The organism is Collimonas sp., from assembly GCF_035566375.1.
Taxonomy (GTDB): domain Bacteria; phylum Pseudomonadota; class Gammaproteobacteria; order Burkholderiales; family Burkholderiaceae_D; genus Collimonas.
The window spans coordinates 26595-48017 of record NZ_DATMRK010000028.1 but is presented as its reverse complement, the minus strand read 5'-3'; the positions used below and the strand labels follow the sequence as shown (position 1 = coordinate 48017).

Genomic DNA, 21423 nt, shown 5'->3' with positions numbered 1-21423 from the left:
AATGACTGCTCTGTTAGTAGAAGCCGTTTGGTTAAACGACATCGAGTTGTGTTCGCTGGATGAGCTGGCGGAATTTTCAGGGCTCAGCCAAGCCGAGCTGGCGGATCTGGTAGCGATCGGCGCCATCGAGCCGGATCATAGCGCGGCGCCGGCCTATGTGTTTCGCGCGCAAACGATTGTGCTCGCAAGAACCGCGCGCCGTTTGCGTGACGATTTTGAACTGGATACACATGGCGTGGCGATGGCGCTCAATTTATTGGAGAAAATACACGCATTGGAAGCGCGATTGGCGGCTATGGACGCTAAGCTGCCGCACATGAATTAGCCATGAAGCAGCCATGAAGCAGCCATGAAGCAGCAGTGCTGTTTCGATTTTTTTCAGGAATTAGTGCAGCGGTGTTTTTGATTCTGAGTTAGGCAAAAATAATAGAAAAAATGGGCGGACCTGCAGAGTTTGACAGGCCGTCCGATGCCTATTGCATTCACATCAGACATCACGAGCAGTATTCAGGTGATGCCGCATCAGTGCGGCCGCCCATTCCGTGTTGTTACTTTCCAGCGCCTCGATGATTTGCAAATGCTCCTGGCATGAGTCGATCTGGCGTGGGGCGCGGTGAAACGCGATGTGCTCGCCCAGGCGCCGGAGCTGGTTTTGCTGTTGTATCGCCTGCAGCACGTAGCGATTGTTGGAGAAGCGCGCCAGCATTTCGTGGAATGCGGAATTGAGGGCGAAAAACGCCGTGGCTGAATAGTCGGCCGGTGTCTGCTCCAATAGTTTTTCATGCGCCAGGCGGCTGCTCTGCAACTGGGCTGGATCAATTCTGAAACCGCTTTCAAGCAATCCGCCGCACTCCACCATGATGCGAAACTGATAGCTATCGGTCATCAGTTCAGGGGTGCCTATGGTCGGCGGAAAATTCCAGCCCTGGCCACGACGTTTTTCAATCAGGCCGTCTGCCGCCATCCGCACCAGCGTCCCTCTTAATAAACTGCGCGGCACCGAATAGCGCTCCAGGAAATCGGTTTCGGTCATGGTGTCGGGCAATCGATTGTGAGTACGGTCGTCGATCAGCCGTTGATACAGGGTGTCGCTGCTGACGCCGCCGACCACCATCTCTGCGGCTTTCTCGGAGTTGGCGTTGGGGCTGACGAAATAACCGCTATTCACGTGGTAATCCAGCAACTCCTGTTCTGCCAATAAGCGCAACGCCGCTTTGACCGGGGTCCGCGAGACATCGAACTGACTCGCCAAACCTTCTTCGGTCAGATGCGCACCGACGGCTAACTCTCCGGTCGTGATCTGCTGGATTAGCCGGTTTGCCAAGTCACGTTGCAAGGGGCTTGGATTGCTCGATTTTTTGGGTTTTGTCATTCTGACGCCGCTGTTAGGTTTACATTTGGATGATGTTAAATGATTAATATCATATGAGTAAACTACAGGGCAAGCAGGACGACTAGGAGTAACGGATAAGGAAATTCTGAAAAGGTAACATTGAATTGATTTTATTAAATTGATAATACAAAATGCCTGTTAATTGTTTATTAAGCAATTTTGGAGGTGTTTCCTGTATGAACGATATTGCGGCGGCTATTGAATCTTTCCCTGAGGTGGATGTTTGCGGCTCGCCGTATCGGCGCGGACAGCAACATGGCTTGGCGGTGCCGGAGCGCATCATGCGCAGCGCTCGCCTGTATCGCCAGCAACTGGCGCGGCAAGAAGTTTCTACCGAACGTCTCAACGCACTGGCGCTGGGCATGCGGCCGGCCATCGAACGTTTCGACCCCGACTACCTGGAAGAAATGCAAGGCATAGCCCAGGGCGCCGACGTGCCGCTGGAGGATGTGATCCTCATCAATTGTCGTACCGAAATGATGTTTGGTCATGGTGAGTTATCAACGGTGTGCAAGGCGCTGGATGATGGCTGCACCAATCTGGTGGTATTGCCGGAAAACGCAGAAAGCGGCCGCCTGATGCACGCCCATAACTGGGACTGGCGCGAAGAATGCCTCGACACCGGCATCGTCTTGCGAATCCGGCGCGGCGGTAATGCGCGCGAACCGGATGTGCTCATGTTTACCGAAGCCGGCAGCCTGGCGCGGCATGGCTTCAACGGCGCCGGCGTATCCCTGACCGGCAATTTCCTGAATTCCGATCGCGACTACCGCCAGCTGGCCGATGTTCCCCTGGTGCTGGTGCGGCGCAAGATGCTGGAAGCGCCGAATATGAATACGGCCATGCGCATACTGTGGCGCACGCGGCGTTTCTGTTCCAATAACCTGATGCTGGCGCAAGCCGGTGTCAGTGGCGACGGCAAATCGGTGGGCGACGCGGTCAATCTTGAGTGTGCGCCTGACGAAATTTTCTGGCTGGCGCCGCAGCACGGTTTTCTGGTGCACGCCAATCACTGGTTATGCCCGGTAGCGCGCACCAAGCTGCGTGAACTGGGGCTGGCCGTCAATCCCGATTCTCTTTATCGCCAGCGACGGGTAGAGACCGCAATGCTGCAAGCCATCGGCCATGGTTCCGGAAAAATCAGTTGGGCAACGGTAAAAAACGTGCTGGCGGATGATTTTCTCAACGCTGGGGGCGTATTGCGTAAGCCTGAAGCGGACGGCGTCGACGCCCAATACGCGACTGTCGCGACGACTCTGATCGATGCTGCCAGCCACACCATGTGGATAGCGCGCAAACCTTATCAATCGCGCGCTTTCGTCGAGTACCGCCTGTAACCGATTGCAGCTGACTCGGGCTGCCTCAGCTCAGCTTCGCTTTAACAAAAACGACAAATGAATATCGCCGCCGCCTGGCTCAGTTCGGCACCGCCACGTTATATTCTTTGATGGCCTCGACGTCGATGCGCAAGGTTACTGCATCGCTGACGAAAGGGACATAACGCCCAAGCTTGTAATCGCTGCGTAAAATATTGGCGGAGCCGTTGGCGCCGCAGACTTGCTTGCCGTATACCGGCATGAAGCGGCAGTTGAAATTGTGGATTTCCAGCTTTACCGGATGCGTGATTCCCTTGATCGTCAGCTCGCCGTCGACTTGCGTCAACTGCTGTTCTTCAAAATGCAGATTGGAGGATTTGAAGCTGATCTTTGGATAGTTTGCGGTGTCGAAAAAACTACCGGAGCGCAAGATCTGGTTGAAGCTGTCGGTACCGGTGCTGATCGACGCTGCATCGATCTCGATGTCTATGCTGCCGCTATGGCTGGTCTGGTCAATGTCAATCGAACCAGTAGTGCGGTCAAAGCGGCTGCGTTGCGTCGATAAACCCCAATGGTTGTACTCGAAATACGAAAAAGTATGTTCTGGGTCAATCAGATAACGATCAGCCGCATTGCAGACGCTGCTGCCGAGCGCCAGCAGCAACAGCGATGAACCGAACAGGGCAGGTGGCAAAAAACTCATTGGTTTTCCTGTGATTTGCATGGTCGCAGCTGATTTTACGTTGAGTGGCTTGATCGTGATGGATAAATCGTGATGGATAAATTATCGACTGCCATAGTCATCATGCCTCAGCCGATATGGCAACGCCACAGCTTCATGGATATTCTTATCCGGAAACATATAAAATACCATCGCTGCAAAGCGATGCACATTTGAAAACTTGCCGGTTCTATCCAGATCACTTATTTTGTTTGACCTTGACGTTTAACCATAACACCTCGAAACGGAGTGCCTGTCACCATGTATGAGCTGTATATCGCCAACAAAAATTATTCCTCCTGGTCTTTGCGGCCATGGGTGCTGATGCGTGAACTTGGATTGGCGTTCAACGAGCATATTGTGCCGTTTACGGATGGGGCAGCAGGCTCCAACTGGGATGCGTTCCGCAGTTTTTCTCCGACCGGCAAGGTGCCGGCGCTGATACATGACGGTACTTCCTTGTGGGATTCGTTGGGGATTGTCGAATATCTGGCCGAGCGCCATGAAGGCGTCTGGCCGAGCGATCCGCAAGCCAGAGCCTGGGCCCGTTGCGCCGCCGCCGAGATGCATTCCGGCTTTGGCGCCTTGCGCGAAAACTGCACGATGAATTGTGGTATCCGAGTGCGGCTTGAACAGTTGTCCGATGCACTCCAGCGCGATATTGCGCGCCTGGACGAGTTGTGGACCGAAGGCTTGCAACGTTTTGGCGGGCCTTTCCTGGCGGGTGCAAACTTCAGCGCGGTCGATGCGTTCTTCGCGCCGGTGGCTTTCCGGGTGCAGACCTACGGCCTCAAGCTGAGTCCTGCAGCGCAAGCCTATGCAACGCGTTTGCTCGGTCTACCGGCGATGCAGCAATGGCAGACCGACGCTTTGGCGGAGTCATGGCGTGAACCTGGCCATGAAGCCGAAGCCAAGGCGGCGGGAACCTTGCTGCAAGATTTGCGTAGCGCGCCATCGAACTGAGGCGCAAGCGCATGGCCTGCACGCAGGTGCCATAATATTGCCCATGTTTCCGCCTAACGACGACAAGCTGCTGCGCATCACCGCTTCACTCGCGATTCCGCTTAGTGAGATTGAGATCAGCGCCGTCCGCGCCCAAGGGCCGGGCGGCCAGAATGTTAACAAGGTTTCATCGGCGATACATCTGCGTTTCGACATCCGTTCATCGTCATTGTCGGAGTTTTACAAGGAAAAACTGCTGGCCCTGAACGACCAGCGGATTACCAAAGACGGCGTGCTGATCCTTAAGGCGCAGCAATCGCGCAGCCAGGAAAAGAACAAAAGTGAAGCTCTGTTGCGCTTGCAGGAATTATTGCTGAGCGTGACCGTGATTCCCAAGAAAAGACGGCCAACCGCGCCCAGCCGCAGCGCGCAGTTAAAGCGGGTCGACAGCAAGACCCGCCGCGGCAAAGACAAAGCCATGCGCGGCAAGGTGGTTCTCTGAAAATCCAATCGATCCGGCGTAGTGCATCTTGCCTGCTGCATCCAGCCTGGTCTAAGCGAGCACCAGACGCAAGCGGGTGATTTCGGATGGCGCGAACAGGCGTTTTGGCGGCCCCCAATAACCGGTGCCGCGGCTGGTATACACCCATAAATTGCGCAAGCGGTTCAAGCCAGCGGTATACGGCTGCTGCAAAGGTACAAACAGATTCCAGGGGAAGAACTGGCCGCCATGGGTGTGGCCGGATAGTTGCAAGTCGAAACCGGCGTCGGCTGCCGCTGCCGCCGAACGCGGTTGATGCGCCAGCAGCAATTTCAGCGCCACATGCTGCGGACCGCCGGCCAGCGCCGCATGCGGATCGCTGCGCTGGGCTTCGTCAAAATGGTGGGCGCTATAGTCCGTGACGCCAGCCACCAGCAGCGACGCTCCCTGATGATTGATGATCACATGCTGATTCATGAGCACCGTCAATCCAAGCCGGCGCACCTCCGTCACCCATTCCGGTGCGTTCGAATAGTACTCGTGGTTGCCGGTGACGAAATAAGCGCCGTGGCGGGAGCGCAAATTGGCCAGTGGCGCAGTGTGCGCAGCCAGTTCCTGCACGCTGCCGTCGACCAGATCCCCTGTGACAGCGATCAAGTCCGGCTCAAGTGTGTTGACCTTGTTGACGATCGCGTCCAGATAACTGTGTTTGATGGTCGGGCCGACATGAATGTCGCTGATCTGCACGATAGTGTAACCATGCAAGGCAGCCGGCAAGCCGCTGATCGGTATATCCACCTCGACTACCGCCGCCAGGCGGCGCGCATTGAAATAACCCATAAGGCTTGAGACGACGGTCAGCAGTAATACTGCGACCGCGCTCCAGAGCGAGAATTGATCATGGTTCAGCTTAAACCAAGGCAACATCCACAGGCATAGCTCGCGTAACAAGGTTGCCAGCAGCAGCGATGAAAAGATCCCCATCGCCAGCATGCCGGCCCATGCCAGGCGATCCGACAAGGGCTGGCTCTGGATGGCGCGGGCTAACAGACCCGCTGGAATCAGCAGAAACGACAGCAACAGCCAGCAGCCCAGCAAAGCTGGCAAGAGCGGGATGGGCGCTAGCACCGGTATCAAGAGCATGCCGATCAGAGCATGCAACAGGCCCAGCAAAAATAGTACAACCAGAATGGCAAAACGCGAGGGCATGGGGGAACCTGTGAGAAAAATGAATTGGGGCGCAACGAGGCCATCTGACGGCTGTGCGTTTTAACCATATTAGGGCGCGGATGTCGGCTTCAATAGCCAGCTGTTTGCAATGGCACGGGATGTATTGGGGAAACTTTGGCTTATTCAAATATAATCTGGCAGTTCCTTGCTTAATAACCCAGTCAATCATCCCAATATCAGGTGCTTTCCCGCTAGTTATGCCTCTTTCGAAGCGAAATAATGTAATTTCCCGTCTGTTCCACAGTTTATGTATCTATCTGGGGTGCCTGCTGTTGAGTCTGGCGCATGCGAGCCCGGCGTTGGCCGCGCCGGAAAGAGCCGCTGGTGCAACTGATGCCGTTGTTGACGCAAAAACCATAACCCCGGCCCGGCCGCGCATCGGCCTCGTGCTGTCCGGCGGCGGCGCGCGCGGCTACGCCCATCTGGGTGTGCTGCAAGCGCTGGAACAAATGCACATTCCTATCGATTATGTGGCGGCAACCAGCATGGGGGCGGTGGTCGGCGGTTTATATGCGAGCGGCTTGTCGGTGGAAGAGCTGGATCGTATCCTGACCGAGACCAATCTGAGCGATATCGCCTTTGACCGCAATGAGCGGGCAGAATTGCCGCAATCACAGCGCGAGGACGATTTCCAATATCCGATCGGCTTGGCAGCCGGTTACGGCGACGGCAAGCTGAAACTACCGGCCGGCCTGGTGCAGGGTAATAATCTGCTGACCTTATTGCAGAACTGGACGCCGCAGCTGCCGGCGAATATTTCTTTCGACAAGCTGCCGACGCCTTTCCGCGCAGTGGCGACCGATCTCGGCAGCGGCGCCGAAGTGATACTAAGCCAAGGCTCGCTGCCACGTGCGATTCGCGCCAGCATGGCGGTGCCGGGACTGTTCGCACCGCTCAAGCTGGATGGCCGCACCCTGGTGGACGGCGGCCTGGTGCGCAACTTGCCGGTATCGCTGGCGCGCAGCATGGGTGCTGACATCATCATCGCGGTCAATATCGCCACCGATCTGGAAGACCCATCCACCCTCGATTCGCCGACCTCGGTGGCGCAGCAGATGGTGACGATTCTGATTCGCCAAAATGTCCGGCAGCAGATCGATTCGCTCAAGCAAGACGATGTGCTGATAGAGCCGGATCTGGGCGATCTGTCGTTTTCCGATTTCTCGCGCGGCAAGGACGGCGTCAAGGCCGGTTACGACGCCGCTCAGCGCCAGCGCGCCAAACTGGCGGCGCTGGCGCTGCAGCCGCAGGAATGGAAGGCGTATCTTGCAGCACGCAGCGGCGGCCCGGTGCTGGCGCAGGATACCCACATCGATGCGATTGAAATCCACAGTAATGGACGCGTGCCGGCAGCAGTGGTGCGGCGCGCATTGAACGTGAGTGAAGGAGATTTGTACAACCCGGTCGCGCTCAATAAGGAAGTGGCGAGCTTGTCGACCAACGGTGATTTCAAGAGCGTGACGCAGGAGCTGGTGAGCGAGAACGGCCGCAATGTATTGAAAGTGGAGGCCGATGAAAAATCCTGGGGGCCGCATTTCCTGTTGTTCGGCCTCGGCATGTCGAACAATTTCGACGGCCGCGGCGATTTCAATTTGCAAATCGGCCATCGCTTGCCATGGCTTACGCAAAGTGGCTTGGAGTGGCGCAACGACATCGTGCTGGGCAGCAAGCAAGCTAGCTTGCATACCGAATTGCGGCAGCCGATATGGAATACCGTAGGTTTGTATGTGGCGCCTTATGCCGAATACGGGCGCCGGCATTTTGATATCTACACAGATAACGATGCGAATTCTTCCACCGTTCCGCTAACCGCGTATCGGCTCGAGACCACCAAGGTGGGGGTCGATCTGGGCATGCCGATCGGACGACTCGGCGAATTTCGAGCGGGGGTCTACTACCAGTGGCAGGTGGCCAAGCCTATCTATAATTTTCCAAACATAATTACTGATTTTTTCCCCGATCTGACGTTTGACACAGTTCGGACAAAACAACCGGTGGTCCGTACTCAGCTCACCGTGGATCAGCTTGACGACCCGCTGTTTCCGCGCAAAGGCTACTATCTTTCCGCTATCAGCAACGTTGCTTTCGGCGGCGCGAATAACAGCTACAGCGACGCTCAAGGCAAGGCGCTGTGGGCAGCCAGCCGCGGCGGCAATACACTTAACCTGGCGCTGGAAGCGGCGGGCACCTATGGCAACGAATCGAATGATGCTGCCGGCAATGGCGGGCTCGGATTTACCCTGGGTGGATTCCAGCATTTATCGGCTTACGCCCCCGACCAGTTTACCGGTAACTACCTGCTGTATAGCCGCTTGACCTATCTGCGCGACATGCCGGAACTGAATTTGCCCGGGCTGCGCAGTACGGTGCTGGGCACCAGCCTGGAAGCCGGCGACGTCTGGCAGACGCGCACCGCTTTTGGTTCTGGCCCGTTAAAGAAAAGCGCCAGTGTGTTTTTGGGCGGCAGCAGCTTCCTTGGACCTCTGTATTTTGGCCTGGCGCTGGCTCCGCGTGGCGTCTGGAATGTGTATTTGCAATTGGGGCGGGTGTTCTAAGGCGCCTATCTAAGGCGCTTAATAAGTTGATGCGGACGGCGAACCTCAAGCCTTGTCAGCGCCACGCACCCGCCGTGGCGGCAGCGGCGGGTGACCGAAAAATTCCAGCACGCTGTTAACCACCTGCTCCCGGTCATTGTCGACGCAAATCATGTGATAGCTGTTTTCCAGCACCACCAGCTGCGTATCAGGCAAAGCCGCTTGCAGGAATTCGGCGGATTTCATACTGGTCAGTTCGTCTTCGCGTGCGTGCACCACCAAGGTCGGGCAAGAAATTCTATGGGCGCCGGCCAGCACTTTCTGGCGCAGGCGGTCGACCTGCCGTATGCAGGCCAGCGGCACCCAGCGGTAGTGGAAATTGTCACCGCGTGCGAACTTGGCCTTGACGATAGCGCGCACCGTCGCATTCTTGATGCCGAACGGCTCGTCTTCTTCCACTTTCATCCGGCTCGCCATGCCGGGGATCCAATACACCAGATGCCGCAGCTGGCGATACCAGGGCGTCGACCAGCCATCGATAAAGACCGGCGGCGCCAAAGTCACCAGTTTGCCCTTGCTGTGCTGCACCCGTTCGCATAGGGCCAGCGCCAGCAGCGAGCCCAGGCACATGCCCAAGACATGGAAAGTATCGTATTGCGGCGCCAGTTCACGGTAGCTGGCGGTGATGGCGTCGAGCCAGTCTTCGTAGCTTACGCTGATCAGATCCTCAGGCTGGCCGCCGTGGCCGGGCAGGGTAACGGCGTGGGTTTCCACGCCGGCACGTTGCAACACTTTGTGCATCGAGCCAAGATCGAATTGAGTACCGCCCAGGCCATGAATCAGCAGGGCGCCGGTACGAACAGTCATGCCCGGCCCCGTTGCCGCGCATCCTCCTTGAGGTTGAGCCGCCAGGCGCCGGCTACCATGGCGACCGATTCGTCGCTGTCGAGCAGCACTGCGCTCATGTCGGTCACATGGCTGGTTTTTCCGGCCGGCAGCAGCAGGCGGAAATCCAGGTCGGACCGGGCGTCGTCATCGGTGTCGTCCAGCCAGCGCTTGCGTAATTGCTGGCGGTCGTCAGGATGGACGTGCGCCAGAACCTGGTCGAGATCGCTGAATGCGCTGCTGCTTACGCCTAGCAATCCTTGCAGGTCGCCGTTCCAGCACAGTTTTTTGCTATCCGGGTCGATGTTGTAGACCAGTTGCCGGCTGACGCACAAGGCCAGCTCGACATCGCTTTTCCACTGTGCCGCGTCTTCGTGCAATTGCTCGCGGGTGGTTTTAAGGGCGCTAATCAACAGGCAAAGCAGGGCGGCAACCGCAAGATAGAGCTGCGCTTCCAGCAGGGAATGTTTGGAATGGGTATCGGCAAAGGCGGCAAACGGCCCATCACCTTGCACTGTGTTCAGCAGGGCAAAGAAGGCCAGCATGGCAACCGCCAGTGAACCGCCGCGGCCGCCCCACAGCAGGGTCACGATCGCGGCGAAAAACAGCGGTATGTAGGTCAGTGCAAAATTGACGCCGGCAGAAAAATTGCCGATGCCGTGGCCGTCGAAAATCACATAAGCAGTCACTCCCAGGGCGAAGAACGCCGCCAGCCCCATCAGAAAGTCGCTGCGGCCCATGCCGCCCGAGCGCATGGCGTGGAAGCGCGACCAGCCCGCCAGCACTGGTGTGACGATCAGGATGCCGACCAGGTCCGATGCGGCCCAGATACGGGCTGTCGGCCAGAATGGCACCTGTTGCACCAGCAAGTACCAGGCGGCACCGATTGCGGCGCTGATCGCGCTGCATGCGACGCCGGCGATCAGCAGGCCGCGCACGAAATGCAAACCTTCCATCGGCAATTGCGTCATCCGCACCAACGCCACCACAATCGCCGCGACGCCGATCTCGTCAAGAGCAAACAACGTGACACGAAACAAATTGCGATCTTCGATCCAGCCCAGCAGCAGTTGCGCCAGCACGAAACCGATGATCAATGGTAGCCAGCGTGCGGTCTTGGTCAGCATGAAGGCCGCCACCGTGACGCCGGCGGGCAGCCAGATATAACCTGTCGCCGCTATCGGGCCGTTGAGCTGATGCGACATGTAGCCGGTGACCAGATAGAGCAAGCCCCACAGCAATGCTATGACAGATCGGTTGGTCAGTTTCACTATGAATATCCTTATGGCGTTGACGCCCCGGTCGACTGGAAAAATGCGGCGGGCAAGAAGCCGCTCATTATATGGTGAATCTGGAAAGGATTTGTCTGCCGGCAAGGTCGGTCGCGCGACTGTCAACATTAGCAGTTACGCGGCAGGCGGGCTTGGTTCGAGAATCGAGCGGCCGGTAGTTGTTGTTCGTGTCCTTATCCATCTATGCAGATTCCCACTTTTCCGGAGGCCGAATGAAAAAAGCATTGTCTTGTCCAGCCAAACTGACTCTATTGCTGGCGCTGACGTCGCCGCTGGCAGTTCAGGCGCACGGTTATATCGATGCGCCAAAATCCCGCGCTTTCATGTGCAAGACGCAAGAAAACTCAGCGTGTGGCGCGATCCAGTATGAGCCGCAAAGTGTCGAGGGTCCGAAGGGTTTTCCGGAGGCGGCGCCTGCCGACGGTACCATCGCGGCTGGCGGCCTGGCACAGTTTTCCGAATTGAACGCGCAAACCCAGGGACGTTGGAAAAAAGTGGCGCTAAAGGCGGGGCAGCATGATTTCACCTGGTACTTTACCGCCGGCCATATGACGCAGGACTGGCGTTATTACATTACTAAGCAAGGCTGGAATCCGAATCAGGAATTGCGCCGCGATTCTTTTGAGCTGACGCCGTTTTGCATTATCAAGGGCGGTTTTGCTCCGGTCAGCAACACGCACGTAACGCACAGCTGCAATATTCCGGCCAGCCGTAGTGGTTATCACGTGATTTTGAGTGCTTGGAATATCGCCGATACCGGCAACGCCTTCTACCAGGTGATTGATGCTGAGATTCAGGCCGGAATCGTGGTGAATCCTCAGAAAGTGCTGCTCAATCCATTCCGATGAGGCAGGCTTTACGCTTCATCATTTCGCGCAGATCGGAATTAGATAGAGCCGTGGCGAGCCGATAACCGGTCGGGACTCGCTGAGGCTGGATTAATGCATTTTGCTGATATTATATGCATCGCGTTTGCGCAGGAAATGGCGCACCGTGATGCTTAGATGATTGCTAATTCTGATATCCACAACGTACCCCGAACCAACTCGATAGTACTGGGAATTTTGCGGAGAGCCAGACCCGAAGAGGGGTCTGGTCTATGGTATTTGGTGCCCACGGAGGGACTCGAACCCCCACACCTTGCGGCACATGGACCTGAACCATGCGCGTCTACCAATTCCGCCACGTGGGCTTGAGAGAGCGAGATTATAAGCCAATATAGGAATAAGTCAACCAAGTCATAACGATCTGAAGATATAAATTGCTTGGTTAGGAGAATGTCATAATCCTCCGTTACACTAAGCCTTGATGAATAACAACCTGTTGAAAATAGCCTTTTGAGCCAATATTCCTACACCATCCCCAGCCGGGAGGAAATTCTCGGCCTTCTGCGCACCTCTTCCGAGGCTCAAGACGCCGCCGCTCTAGCCGCCGCGCTTAATGTCAAACCCGATGAAATGGATGGTTTGACGCGCCGTTTGAACGCCATGGAACGGGACGGACAGATCAAGCCTGACCGCAGCGGCATCTACAAACTCACCAATTCACCCGGTTTTATCGAAGGCCGCGTCAGCAGTCACCGCGACGGTTACGGTTTCCTGATTTCGGACGAGGGCGGCGGCGACATTTTCCTGCCTGAAAAGGAAATGCAGAAAGTGCTGAATGGCGACCGGGTGCAGGCGCGCATCATCGGCACCGACCGCCGCGGCCGTCCGGAAGGGACGATTGTCGAGGTGGTGTCGCGTGCGAACACCCATGTGATCGGCCGTTTGTTGAATGAAAACGGGGTCTGGGTGATCGCCCCTGAAGACAAGCGCATCGGCCAGGACATCATTCTGGCCGGCTCCCCTGGCAAAGCCAAGGCGGGGCAAGTGGTGAGCGTGCAATTGACAGAGCAACCGTCGCGCTATACCCAGCCGGTGGGCAAGATTGTAGAGATTCTGGGCGATATCGACGACCCGGGCATGGAAATCGAAATTGCAGTGCGCAAATATGGCGTGCCGCATGAATTTTCCGAAGCCGCCAAGAAACTGGCCGCCAAGTTGCCGGGCGAAGTCAAGGCCGCCGATCTGGGCGACCGCGTCGATTTGCGCGACGTGCCGCTGGTGACGATTGACGGTGAAGACGCGCGCGATTTCGACGACGCTGTATATTGCGAACCGGTCAAGATCGGCCGCGCCAACGGTTACCGGCTGATTGTGGCGATTGCCGACGTCAGCCATTACGTCAAGCCTAACGACGCGCTGGATGTCGACGCGCTGGAACGCAGCACCTCGGTGTATTTCCCGCGCCGCGTGATTCCGATGCTGCCGGAGAAACTCTCCAACGGCCTGTGCTCGCTCAATCCCGACGTCGACCGCCTGACCCTGGTATGTGATGCGGTGATCAGCGCCAAGGGCGAAATCAAGGCTTATCAGTTTTATCCTGCTGTGATTCATTCGGCGGCGCGCCTGACGTATACCGAAGTGGCGGCCATCCTTGGCAATACCAAGGGCCCGGAAGCCGCCAAACGTCCCGGCCTGGTGCCGCATTTGCTGCATCTGTATGAAGTGTTCCATGCCTTGCTGCAAGCACGTCAGGCACGTGGCGCCATCGATTTTGAAACCACCGAGACTTACATCGTCTGCAATGCCGCCGGCAAGATAGAGAAAATCCTGCCGCGCACCCGCAATGATGCGCACAAGGTGATTGAAGAGTGCATGCTGGCGGCCAACGTCTGCGCCGCCGATCTGATGGAGCGTCACAAGCATCCGGGTTTATACCGGGTCCACGCCCATCCTACCAAGGAAAAGCTGGCGATACTGCGCACCTTCCTCAAGCAGGTCGGCCTGACGCTGGCCGGCGGCGATACGCCGTCCGCCTCCGATTACGCCGAGCTGATGCCGAAGATCAAGGCGCGGCCGGACGCCATATTGCTGCAAACCATGCTGCTGCGTTCCATGCAGCAAGCAGTCTACGACCCGGAAAATATTGGCCACTTCGGCTTGTCGTACGAATCGTATGCGCATTTCACCAGCCCGATCCGACGCTATCCCGATTTGCTGACCCATCGTGCTATCAAGGCGATCCTGCAAGGCAAACGCTACGATCCTAAGGGGCTCGATACCAGCGCGCTGAACACCATGCTGTCGCCGGCGGGCCGCAAGAAGCAGGCTGAAGACAGGGCGGCCGGCAAGAAGAAAAATGAAGGCAGCCTGGCCGTCTGGGAAGCGCTTGGAGTGCACTGCTCAGCCAACGAGCGGCGCGCCGACGAGGCTTCACGCGATGTTGAAGCATGGCTCAAGTGCTATTTCATTCGCGACAAGCTGGGCGAAGAGTTCACCGGTGTGATTTCCGGTGTCGCCACTTTCGGCATTTTTGTCCAGCTCGACGCTTTGTACATCGAGGGCCTGGTGCATGTCACCGAACTTGGCGCGGATTATTTCCAGTACGACGAAGCGCGGCACGAATTGCGCGGCGAGCGCACCGGCATCCGTTATCAACTGACCGACCGGGTCACGGTGCAGGTAAGCCGGGTCGATCTGGACGCACGCAAGATCGATTTGCGTCTGGTCAACGAGCCGGGCATCAAGACCGTGCTCAAGAACGAAGCGCGGCGCGCCGATAGCGAACAAGCGCGCAGCGCCAAACCTAAGGCCGGCGGCAAGGCAGCGCCGCCGAAAAAGACCAGCAGCAGAGTTACGACTGCAGCCAAGACCACTAGCCCTGGCAAAGCCAAGAAGGCCAAGACCCCAAGCGCCGCGGAAAAAACGCGGGCGCCAAAGGCCTTCACGAAATCCAGCAAGCGTAAAAGATAGATTTAGATAGCCCCCTGATAGATAGAATATGAAAAGTAAAATGATTTTCGGCTTTCACGCCGTCACCGCCCGTTTGCGTCATGAGGCATCGTCGGTGGAAGAGATTTATGTGGATGCCGGCCGCGTCGATCGTCGCATGCAGGAATTGCTGAATGCGGCCAAGGCTGTTGGCGTACGTGTGATTCCGGTGGATGATGCGCGCTTGTCGAATATTGTCGGCACCCGCCGCCACCAAGGCGTGGTAGCCAAAGCCGGCGAACTGTCGCTGGCGCGTAACCTGGATGAATTGCTGGATGCGATTGTCGGTCCGCCGTTATTGCTGGTGCTCGATGGCATCACCGATCCGCACAACCTGGGTGCTTGCTTGCGGGTGGCCGACGGCGCCGGCGCGCATGCCGTGATCGCGCCGAAAGACCGGGCCGTTGGATTGAATGCGACTGCCGCCAAGGTTGCCAGCGGCGCGGCTGAAACCGTGCCTTACATTACCGTGACCAATCTGGCGCGCACCTTGCGCGAGCTGAAAGAACGCGAAATCTGGCTGATCGGCACCAGCGAAGATGGCGAAAAGGGCTTGTACGAAGCCGATTTTTCAGGCCCGGCAGCGCTGGTCATGGGTTCCGAAGGCGAGGGCATGCGCCGCCTGACCCGTGAAACTTGCGATGTGCTGGTCAATGTGCCGATGTTCGGCTCGGTCGAAAGCCTGAATGTGTCGGTGGCTTCCGGCGTTTGCTTGTATGAAGCCCGCCGCCAGCGCATGGTAAAGGGTTGTTGATCCGATTCCGCGTTAGCCATTCTGAATTGCCGCCAGCTATTATTTGATGTTTGCCATCGACGGCGGCGATTCAGATAGTCCCCGTCCAGCCTGAAATCGTTTTACCGATTTCCCCGGACTTCCGCAGCAAAAGACGGCAGGCGTAATTTGGAATAACATTACGCCTCCGCATTGATTCGACATCCCTATGTTCAGCCGCATTCGTGAAGATATTGCCAACATCATGGCGCGTGATCCCGCCGCTCGCACCGAGTGGGAAGTGCTGACTTGTTACCCCGGCTTGCACGCCATCATCCTGCATCGCTGGGCCCACCATTGCTGGCACAACGGCTTCAAGTGGCCGGGGCGTTTTATTTCGCAGATCGCCCGTACCTTTACCGGAATTGAAATCCATCCCGGCGCCACCATAGGCCGGCGTGTGTTCATCGACCACGGTTTTGGCGTGGTGATCGGCGAAACCGCCGAAGTCGGCGACGACTGCACGATTTATCAAGGCGTCACCCTGGGCGGCACCTCCCTCAACAAGGGCGCCAAGCGCCATCCGACTCTGGCGCGTGGCGCAATCATCGGCGCCGGCGCCAAGGTGCTGGGTGGCTTTACTGTCGGCGAGGGTGCCAAGGTCGGTTCCAATGCAGTGGTGGTCAAGGAAGTGCCGCCGGGGGCGACCGCAGTGGGCAATCCTGCGCGCATCGTTCTGAAAGAAAGCAGTGGTGGCAAAGATGAGGCCGCGGCCCGCATGTTTGCCGCCTACGGCGTCACCCCCAACGGCGACGATCCCTTGTCAAAAGCCTTGCATGGCCTGATCGACAATGCGGCGGCGCAGGAGCATCAGATCGACCGCATCATTGCTCTGCTGAAAAAATCGGGCATCGCTTGCGAGAGTTTGCCTGAGCTTGAAAAATTTGACCCGGACCAGCTGAATAAACTGGTTGAGTAGGACTGTGCGCCAGGAGAGATAGCGATGAATCAAGAAGTGAACAATATCCCGGCCGACGAAAATGATAGCGATGGCAAGCTGGCGGCGAATGCCGGCGCCGCTGCTGCAGATGCTTACCTCGATCAGTTTGAAATTCGCGTGCTGGCGGTGCTTGCCGAAAAAGAAGCGCTGACGCCGGACAACTATCCCTTGTCCTTGAATACCCTGACCAATGGCTGCAACCAGTTATCCAGCCGGGATCCGGTAATGGCCATCGCCGAGTCGACAGTGCTGGATGTTTTGCAACGCCTGATGCAGCGCAAGCTGGTGGTGGAGGTAAATCAGGCTGGTGCCCGAGTGGCCAAATATGAGCACCGGATGCGCGTCAAATGGCTGTTGGAGCAAGACAAGCTGGCGGTATTGACCACTTTGATGTTGCGCGGGATTCAGACTGCGGGCGAGTTGCGCAGCCGTAGCGGCAGGCTGCATGAGTTTACCTCGGTGGGCGAGGTCGAAACGGCATTGCAATTCCTGGTCGATAAATATCCACCGCTGGCGGCACGTCTGACCAAAGCGCCTGGCACCAAGGAATCGCGTTACGCGCATTTGCTGGCAGGCGAGGAAGTATTGGAACAGCAGGCGATTGCGGATGCGATGTCGGGCAGTGCAGCGGTAGTGAAAAATGGCGGCCACGATCGGATCAGCCAGCTGGAGGAAGAAGTTGTCGGCTTGCGGCGGCAGATGGAAGATTTGTCGGCACAGTTTGCCGAGTTCAAGCGGCAGTTTGATTAATTATTTTACTTTCGCACCTGACTGAGAGTCGGCAAGATTTCTCAGTCGGTGAGTTCCTGGCCATCATGGCCAAAGCGCCGAATCACGCCAGCCGCATCAATCGCGATCCAGCCGCCTCTTTGCGCCTTGACGTCATAGTCCCAATCCGGCAATACGTAGCGTGTACGGGCCGTCTCGCCACTGCCGGAAAGGTGGCGTGCCGGTCTGTGGGTGTGGCCATGAATCAGGGTGGTGGTGGCGGTGGTTTCAAATAAGGCCGTCACCGCTGCCGGATTGACGTCCATGATTTCCATCGACTTGTGGCGCTGTTCTTCCTGGCTCTCTTTACGCACACCGGCGATGATCGCCTTGCGTTGCGCCAGCGGCAGCGCCAGAAATTGCGCCTGCCATTGCGGTTGCCGCACTTGCGCGCGAAACGCCATGTAAGCAAGATCGTCGGTGCATTGTGCATCGCCATGGGCGATGGCAAGGCGCTGGCCGCCCACCGTGATTACCGATGGATCGGGCAGCATGGTCAGGCCGGCCGCTTGCGCAAAGCCGTCGCCAACCAGGAAATCACGATTGCCGGCGATCCAGAAAACCTGTACGCCGCTATCGCTGATCTGCCGGATCGCTTCGGCAATTTCGCGGTTGTAGGGCGTTTCCAGGTCGTCGTCGCCAGCCCAGTACTCGAACAAGTCTCCCAGCAAATACAGTTGCTGCGCTTGCCTTGCGTGTTCCTGCAGAAAATCCAGGAAGGCTTGCGTCGTGCGCGGGTGCGCCGCCTGCAAGTGCAGATCGGAGATGAATAGCGCAAGCGGAGCGCCGGGCTGGTTCGAGACTGAGACTGTCATAAGAAGGATTTAAGCCTGAATCAAGCGACTACTTCGGCTTTTTCGATGATGACGTCATCCACCGGTACATCGGCAAACATGCCGGTACGCGTGGTCTTTACTTTTTCGATGGCGTCGACGATATCCATGCCTTCAACCACTTTGCCGAATACGCAGTAGCCCCAGCCGTCCTGGCCTGGATAGTCGAGGAAGCTGTTGTTCTTGACGTTGATGAAAAATTGGGCAGAGGCGGAGTGCGGCGCAGAAGTACGGGCCATCGCCAGGGTGTACGGTTCGTTCTTGAGGCCGTTCTTGGCTTCGTTTTCGACTGGATCGTTGGTTGGCTTTTGTTTCATGCCCGGTTCAAAGCCGCCGCCTTGCACCATGAAGCCAGGGATCACGCGGTGGAAAATCGTACCGTTGTAGTGGCCGGCGTTAACATAAGCCAGGAAATTTTCAACGCTCTTTGGTGCTTTTTCGGCGTCGAGTTCGATTTTGATCTTGCCGTGGTTGGTGGTGAGAATGACAGCCATGATATTTCCTATTGGATGGTTGGTAGATGGATAAAGTTAAAAGGCGGGCTTATTTTGTCAATGTAGCCGATTCGATGATGACAGGCGTGGTCGGCACGTCCTGATAAGCGGTCTTCACTTTCTTGATCTTGTCGACTACATCAGTGCCTTTGATGACCTGGCCGAAGACCGCGTAACCCCAACCGTCGCGGCCAGGGTAGTTAAGGAATTCGTTATTGTTTACGTTGATATAGAATTGCGCACCGGCCGATTGCGGGTCTGCAGTACGCGCCATGGCGACGCTGTAAGGGGCATTCTTGAGGCCGTTCCTGGCTTCGTTTTCCACCTTGTTCGGCGCCGGCTTTTCCATCATGTCCTTGGTCATGCCGCCGCCCTGGATCATGAAATTGTCGATGACGCGATGAAAAATGGTGCCGTTGTAGTGGCCGCTTTTAACATAGCTTAAGAAATTATTGACGGTCTTCGGCGCTTTTTCCGGATTGAGCTCGATGACGATGTCACCCATATTGGTTTTTAACAAGACATGGGGTTTGTCTGCATTGGTTTTCAACAAAGCATGGGCCTTGTCGGCGGCGCTGGCAACTGACGGATTGCCTATCAGGCAGGCAGCCGCTACGGCCGATGCAAGCGCCAGAGTGAAGGTGCGGCGCGGCAAACGAAAAGTCAAGCTACGAGGTGCAAGCATAAAAATCCTTCATGTAAGTGCTACGTTTTCGTATTTCAGCAATGATATACTGCGGCGAAAAGCAACATTTTATCAAACTAAGCACTGCAAAAGAGTTTTGGCGATTCAGTTGTACTGATGTCCCGCACCGTAAGTGCGCGGATGCGTGGAACGGCGTGCAATATTTCTGTGCTTTATTTCTGTTCCATATTTGTATCCGTAGGCAGTAACTCCCCATGAGCGACCTGAAAATATATAACACGCTGGCGCGTGAGAAGCAGCCGTTTTCTCCAATCGAACCGGGCAAGGTCCGCATGTATGTCTGCGGCATGACGGTGTACGACTATTGCCATCTTGGTCACGGCCGGGTGATGGTGGTGTTCGATATGGTGCAGCGCTGGTTGCGGCAATCGGGGCTGGATGTCACTTACGTGCGCAATATCACCGACATCGACGATAAGATCATCAAGCGTGCCGTAGAGAATGGCGAAACGATCTCGCAACTGACCGGCCGTTTCATCCAGGCCATGGACCAGGACGCGGCAGCGCTCGGCGTGCAAAAGCCGGATCACGAACCGCGCGCGACGGCGTTCGTGCCGCAGATGCTGGCGCTGATCGAAAAGCTGGAGCACAAGGGGCTGGCGTATCAGGGTAGCGACGGCGATGTGAATTATTCTGTACGCGACTTTGCCGGCTACGGCAAATTATCGGGTAAGTCGCTCGACGATTTGCGCGCCGGCGAACGGGTCGACGTCAATCTCGGCAAGCGCGATCCGCTCGACTTCGTGTTATGGAAAGCGGCCAAGGACAGCGAGCCGGACGAGGTCAAATGGACTTCGCGCTGGGGCCAGGGCCGGCCGGGCTGGCATATTGAATGTTCCGCCATGGCCGAACAATTGCTGGGCGAGCAGTTTGATATCCACGGCGGTGGCCAGGATTTGCAGTTCCCGCATCACGAAAATGAAATTGCACAATCGGAAGGCGCGCACGGCCATCAATTCGTCAATTACTGGATGCACAACGGCTTTGTGCGTATTGACGATGAGAAGATGTCCAAGTCCTTGGGAAATTTTTTCACGATTCGCGACGTTCTGAAAAAATACGATGCGGAAGTGGTGCGCTTCTTCATCCTGCGTGCGCATTACCGTAGCCCGCTAAATTATGCGGACGCCAATCTGGATGACGCCAAGCATTCCCTGACCCGCTTGTATACCGCATTGAAGGAAGTCGCGGCGGATAGCTTGCCGCTGAACTGGAGCGAGGCCCATGCCCAGCGGGTAGCGCAAGCCATGAATGACGATTTCAATACGCCTATGGCCATTTCGACTTTGTTCGATCTGGCCAATGAAGTAAATAAAAACCGCTCGCCGGCGGCGGCTCGCCAGTTAAAAGGCCTGGCCGGCGTACTGGGTTTTTTGCAGCGTGAGCCCGAAGATTTTTTGAAAGGCCGTGCGCTTGCCGCTAACGATGTTGTCGGAAATGGCATTGCACAAGCCACGTTGTCAGAGCAAGATATCCTACTCAAAATTCAAGCTCGTCAAGCGGCAAAAATAGCCAAGGATTTTTCTGTCGCAGACCAGATTCGCAAGGAACTGCTGGCCGAAGGCATCTTGCTGGAAGATAAGCCCGGTGGTCAAACCGAATGGCGAAGGGCGTAAACTCATGCAAAAAGCGATAGCTGTCAATTCCGGGTTTTTTGTGCCTTCGTATTGGGAGGACGCCAAGGCCGAGTTGATGAAGCGTGACCGTATCATGCGTAAATTGATCCCGCAATTTGGCGATCTGCACCTGGTCAGCCGCGGTGAGGCGTTTACCACGCTGGCGCGTTCGGTGGTCGGCCAGCAGATTTCTGTCAAGGCTGCGGAATCTGTATGGCAAAAATTTCTGTTAGTCTGTCCCAAGAGCACTCCTGCCCAGGTTTTGAAAGCCGGCCCCGAGCAACTTGCGGCTTGCGGCTTGTCTAAGCGTAAGGCTGACTATATCCTTGATCTGGCGGACCATTTCAAGTCGAAACGAGTCAACGCCGAGCAGTGGCAGGAGATGGAGGATGAGGATGTCATCGCGGATCTGACGCAAATCCGCGGCATTGGACGCTGGACAGCGGAGATGTTTTTGATATTTAATTTGCTCCGGCCCAATATTTTGCCTTTGGATGACTTGGGGTTGCTTAAAGGCATTAGTGTCAATTACTTTTCAGGAGAGCCGGTTTCGCGTAGCGATGCACGCGAGGTGTCGGCCAACTGGGAGCCATGGCGTACCGTGGCAACCTGGTATCTATGGCGCAGCCTGGATCCGGTGTCTACAGAATATCAAGTCATTGCTGAGTAGTAACTTTCTTATAAT

20 protein-coding genes and 1 tRNA gene are annotated in these 21423 nt (G+C 56.6%); 12 read left to right on the top strand and 9 right to left on the bottom strand.

Features of this window, described 5'->3' with window-relative positions:
* Position 1: 1 nt before the first annotated feature.
* Positions 2–325, top strand: a complete 324-nt coding sequence (locus VNZ60_RS07375; protein WP_325657773.1) for a chaperone modulator CbpM — start codon at positions 2–4, stop codon at positions 323–325.
* 162 nt (positions 326–487) lie between these two features.
* Here VNZ60_RS07375 and VNZ60_RS07370 read toward each other — a convergent pair whose 3' ends face one another.
* Positions 488–1372, bottom strand: coding sequence for a GntR family transcriptional regulator (locus tag VNZ60_RS07370; RefSeq protein ID WP_325657772.1), 885 nt, complete (start codon positions 1370–1372; stop codon positions 488–490).
* A gap of 197 nt (positions 1373–1569) precedes the next feature.
* Here VNZ60_RS07370 and VNZ60_RS07365 point away from each other — a divergent pair, with 197 nt between their 5' ends.
* Positions 1570–2730 carry a C45 family peptidase gene (locus VNZ60_RS07365; protein ID WP_325657771.1) on the top strand — a complete coding sequence of 387 codons (1161 nt, stop codon included), beginning with the start codon at positions 1570–1572 and terminating at the stop codon, positions 2728–2730.
* Positions 2731–2809: 79 nt separating this feature from the next.
* Here the strand turns inward: VNZ60_RS07365 and VNZ60_RS07360 are convergent, their stop codons facing one another.
* Entirely contained in the window at positions 2810–3412 is a 603-nt protein-coding gene (locus tag VNZ60_RS07360; protein WP_325657770.1) for a YceI family protein, read from the bottom strand.
* A gap of 267 nt (positions 3413–3679) precedes the next feature.
* Here VNZ60_RS07360 and VNZ60_RS07355 point away from each other — a divergent pair, with 267 nt between their 5' ends.
* Both VNZ60_RS07355 and arfB read left to right on the top strand, forming a co-directional pair.
* Positions 3680–4393, top strand: coding sequence for a glutathione S-transferase family protein (locus VNZ60_RS07355; protein WP_325657769.1), 714 nt, complete (start codon positions 3680–3682; stop codon positions 4391–4393).
* Positions 4394–4436: 43 nt separating this feature from the next.
* Positions 4437–4874, top strand: a complete 438-nt coding sequence (arfB, locus tag VNZ60_RS07350) for an alternative ribosome rescue aminoacyl-tRNA hydrolase ArfB (RefSeq protein WP_325657768.1) — start codon at positions 4437–4439, stop codon at positions 4872–4874.
* Positions 4875–4925: 51 nt separating this feature from the next.
* Here the strand turns inward: arfB and VNZ60_RS07345 are convergent, their stop codons facing one another.
* Entirely contained in the window at positions 4926–6062 is a 1137-nt protein-coding gene (locus VNZ60_RS07345; protein WP_325657767.1) for a metallophosphoesterase, read from the bottom strand.
* Positions 6063–6280: 218 nt separating this feature from the next.
* Here VNZ60_RS07345 and VNZ60_RS07340 point away from each other — a divergent pair, with 218 nt between their 5' ends.
* Positions 6281–8638, top strand: coding sequence for a patatin-like phospholipase family protein (locus VNZ60_RS07340; RefSeq protein ID WP_325657766.1), 2358 nt, complete (start codon positions 6281–6283; stop codon positions 8636–8638).
* A 45-nt stretch (positions 8639–8683) separates the two neighbouring features.
* Here VNZ60_RS07340 and VNZ60_RS07335 read toward each other — a convergent pair whose 3' ends face one another.
* Positions 8684–9484, bottom strand: a complete 801-nt coding sequence (locus tag VNZ60_RS07335; protein ID WP_325657765.1) for an alpha/beta hydrolase — start codon at positions 9482–9484, stop codon at positions 8684–8686.
* Positions 9481–10773: an MASE1 domain-containing protein gene (locus tag VNZ60_RS07330; protein ID WP_325657764.1), complete on the bottom strand. Its 1293-nt coding sequence runs from the start codon at positions 10771–10773 to the stop codon at positions 9481–9483. The genes VNZ60_RS07335 and VNZ60_RS07330 overlap by 4 nt, the downstream gene beginning before the upstream one ends.
* A gap of 233 nt (positions 10774–11006) precedes the next feature.
* Here VNZ60_RS07330 and VNZ60_RS07325 point away from each other — a divergent pair, with 233 nt between their 5' ends.
* Positions 11007–11642, top strand: a complete 636-nt coding sequence (locus tag VNZ60_RS07325; RefSeq protein WP_325657763.1) for a lytic polysaccharide monooxygenase — start codon at positions 11007–11009, stop codon at positions 11640–11642.
* Positions 11643–11901: 259 nt separating this feature from the next.
* On the opposite strand, the gene VNZ60_RS07320 is transcribed toward VNZ60_RS07325, so the two are convergent.
* A tRNA-Leu gene (locus VNZ60_RS07320) sits at positions 11902–11986 on the bottom strand.
* A gap of 145 nt (positions 11987–12131) precedes the next feature.
* On the opposite strand from VNZ60_RS07320, the gene rnr reads away from it, so the two are divergent.
* The 4 genes from rnr (at position 12132) to VNZ60_RS07300 (ending at position 17071) form a co-directional block, all read left to right on the top strand.
* Positions 12132–14591 (top strand): ribonuclease R, encoded by a 2460-nt coding sequence (rnr, locus tag VNZ60_RS07315; RefSeq protein ID WP_325657762.1) that lies wholly within the window; start codon positions 12132–12134, stop codon positions 14589–14591.
* 28 nt (positions 14592–14619) lie between these two features.
* The gene (rlmB, locus tag VNZ60_RS07310) at positions 14620–15363 is read left to right on the top strand and encodes a 23S rRNA (guanosine(2251)-2'-O)-methyltransferase RlmB (RefSeq protein WP_061540435.1); all 744 of its coding nucleotides are present in this window, start codon (positions 14620–14622) and stop codon (positions 15361–15363) included.
* Between the two features lie 187 nt (positions 15364–15550).
* Complete coding sequence (gene cysE / locus VNZ60_RS07305; protein WP_325657761.1) at positions 15551–16300, top strand: serine O-acetyltransferase; 750 nt, start codon at positions 15551–15553, stop codon at positions 16298–16300.
* 24 nt (positions 16301–16324) lie between these two features.
* A complete protein-coding gene (locus VNZ60_RS07300; RefSeq protein WP_325657760.1) occupies positions 16325–17071 on the top strand; it encodes a YceH family protein in 747 nt (248 codons plus the stop codon).
* 41 nt (positions 17072–17112) lie between these two features.
* Here the strand turns inward: VNZ60_RS07300 and VNZ60_RS07295 are convergent, their stop codons facing one another.
* From VNZ60_RS07295 to VNZ60_RS07285, 3 genes are read right to left on the bottom strand one after another with little or no spacing between them, the layout of a single operon-like run.
* Positions 17113–17904, bottom strand: coding sequence for a UDP-2,3-diacylglucosamine diphosphatase (locus tag VNZ60_RS07295; protein ID WP_325657759.1), 792 nt, complete (start codon positions 17902–17904; stop codon positions 17113–17115).
* A gap of 20 nt (positions 17905–17924) precedes the next feature.
* Complete coding sequence (locus VNZ60_RS07290) at positions 17925–18416, bottom strand: peptidylprolyl isomerase (protein ID WP_325657758.1); 492 nt, start codon at positions 18414–18416, stop codon at positions 17925–17927.
* Positions 18417–18465: 49 nt separating this feature from the next.
* The gene (locus VNZ60_RS07285; protein ID WP_325657757.1) at positions 18466–19101 is read right to left on the bottom strand and encodes a peptidylprolyl isomerase; all 636 of its coding nucleotides are present in this window, start codon (positions 19099–19101) and stop codon (positions 18466–18468) included.
* Between the two features lie 215 nt (positions 19102–19316).
* On the opposite strand from VNZ60_RS07285, the gene cysS reads away from it, so the two are divergent.
* Both cysS and VNZ60_RS07275 read left to right on the top strand, forming a co-directional pair.
* The gene (gene cysS, locus VNZ60_RS07280; RefSeq protein ID WP_325657756.1) at positions 19317–20738 is read left to right on the top strand and encodes a cysteine--tRNA ligase; all 1422 of its coding nucleotides are present in this window, start codon (positions 19317–19319) and stop codon (positions 20736–20738) included.
* Between the two features lie 4 nt (positions 20739–20742).
* Positions 20743–21408 (top strand): DNA-3-methyladenine glycosylase family protein, encoded by a 666-nt coding sequence (locus VNZ60_RS07275; RefSeq protein WP_325657922.1) that lies wholly within the window; start codon positions 20743–20745, stop codon positions 21406–21408.
* Positions 21409–21423 lie beyond the last annotated feature (15 nt).

Bases quoted from the DNA above. Each gene is read 5' to 3' on its own strand.
- VNZ60_RS07360 (WP_325657770.1), bottom strand. From the start codon at position 3,412: ATGAGTTTTTTGCCACCTGCCCTGTTCGGTTCATCGCTGTTGCTGCTG.
- VNZ60_RS07290 (WP_325657758.1), bottom strand. From the start codon at position 18,416: ATGGCTGTCATTCTCACCACCAACCACGGCAAGATCAAAATCGAACTC.
- VNZ60_RS07300 (WP_325657760.1), top strand. From the start codon at position 16,325: ATGAATCAAGAAGTGAACAATATCCCGGCCGACGAAAATGATAGCGAT.
- rlmB (WP_061540435.1), top strand. From the start codon at position 14,620: ATGAAAAGTAAAATGATTTTCGGCTTTCACGCCGTCACCGCCCGTTTG.
- cysS (WP_325657756.1), top strand. From the start codon at position 19,317: ATGAGCGACCTGAAAATATATAACACGCTGGCGCGTGAGAAGCAGCCG.
- VNZ60_RS07370 (WP_325657772.1), bottom strand. From the start codon at position 1,372: ATGACAAAACCCAAAAAATCGAGCAATCCAAGCCCCTTGCAACGTGAC.
- VNZ60_RS07375 (WP_325657773.1), top strand. From the start codon at position 2: ATGACTGCTCTGTTAGTAGAAGCCGTTTGGTTAAACGACATCGAGTTG.
- VNZ60_RS07285 (WP_325657757.1), bottom strand. From the start codon at position 19,101: ATGCTTGCACCTCGTAGCTTGACTTTTCGTTTGCCGCGCCGCACCTTC.
- VNZ60_RS07325 (WP_325657763.1), top strand. From the start codon at position 11,007: ATGAAAAAAGCATTGTCTTGTCCAGCCAAACTGACTCTATTGCTGGCG.
- VNZ60_RS07275 (WP_325657922.1), top strand. From the start codon at position 20,743: ATGCAAAAAGCGATAGCTGTCAATTCCGGGTTTTTTGTGCCTTCGTAT.
- VNZ60_RS07365 (WP_325657771.1), top strand. From the start codon at position 1,570: ATGAACGATATTGCGGCGGCTATTGAATCTTTCCCTGAGGTGGATGTT.
- VNZ60_RS07335 (WP_325657765.1), bottom strand. From the start codon at position 9,484: ATGACTGTTCGTACCGGCGCCCTGCTGATTCATGGCCTGGGCGGTACT.
- VNZ60_RS07295 (WP_325657759.1), bottom strand. From the start codon at position 17,904: ATGACAGTCTCAGTCTCGAACCAGCCCGGCGCTCCGCTTGCGCTATTC.
- VNZ60_RS07345 (WP_325657767.1), bottom strand. From the start codon at position 6,062: ATGCCCTCGCGTTTTGCCATTCTGGTTGTACTATTTTTGCTGGGCCTG.
- VNZ60_RS07340 (WP_325657766.1), top strand. From the start codon at position 6,281: ATGCCTCTTTCGAAGCGAAATAATGTAATTTCCCGTCTGTTCCACAGT.
- arfB (WP_325657768.1), top strand. From the start codon at position 4,437: ATGTTTCCGCCTAACGACGACAAGCTGCTGCGCATCACCGCTTCACTC.
- cysE (WP_325657761.1), top strand. From the start codon at position 15,551: ATGTTCAGCCGCATTCGTGAAGATATTGCCAACATCATGGCGCGTGAT.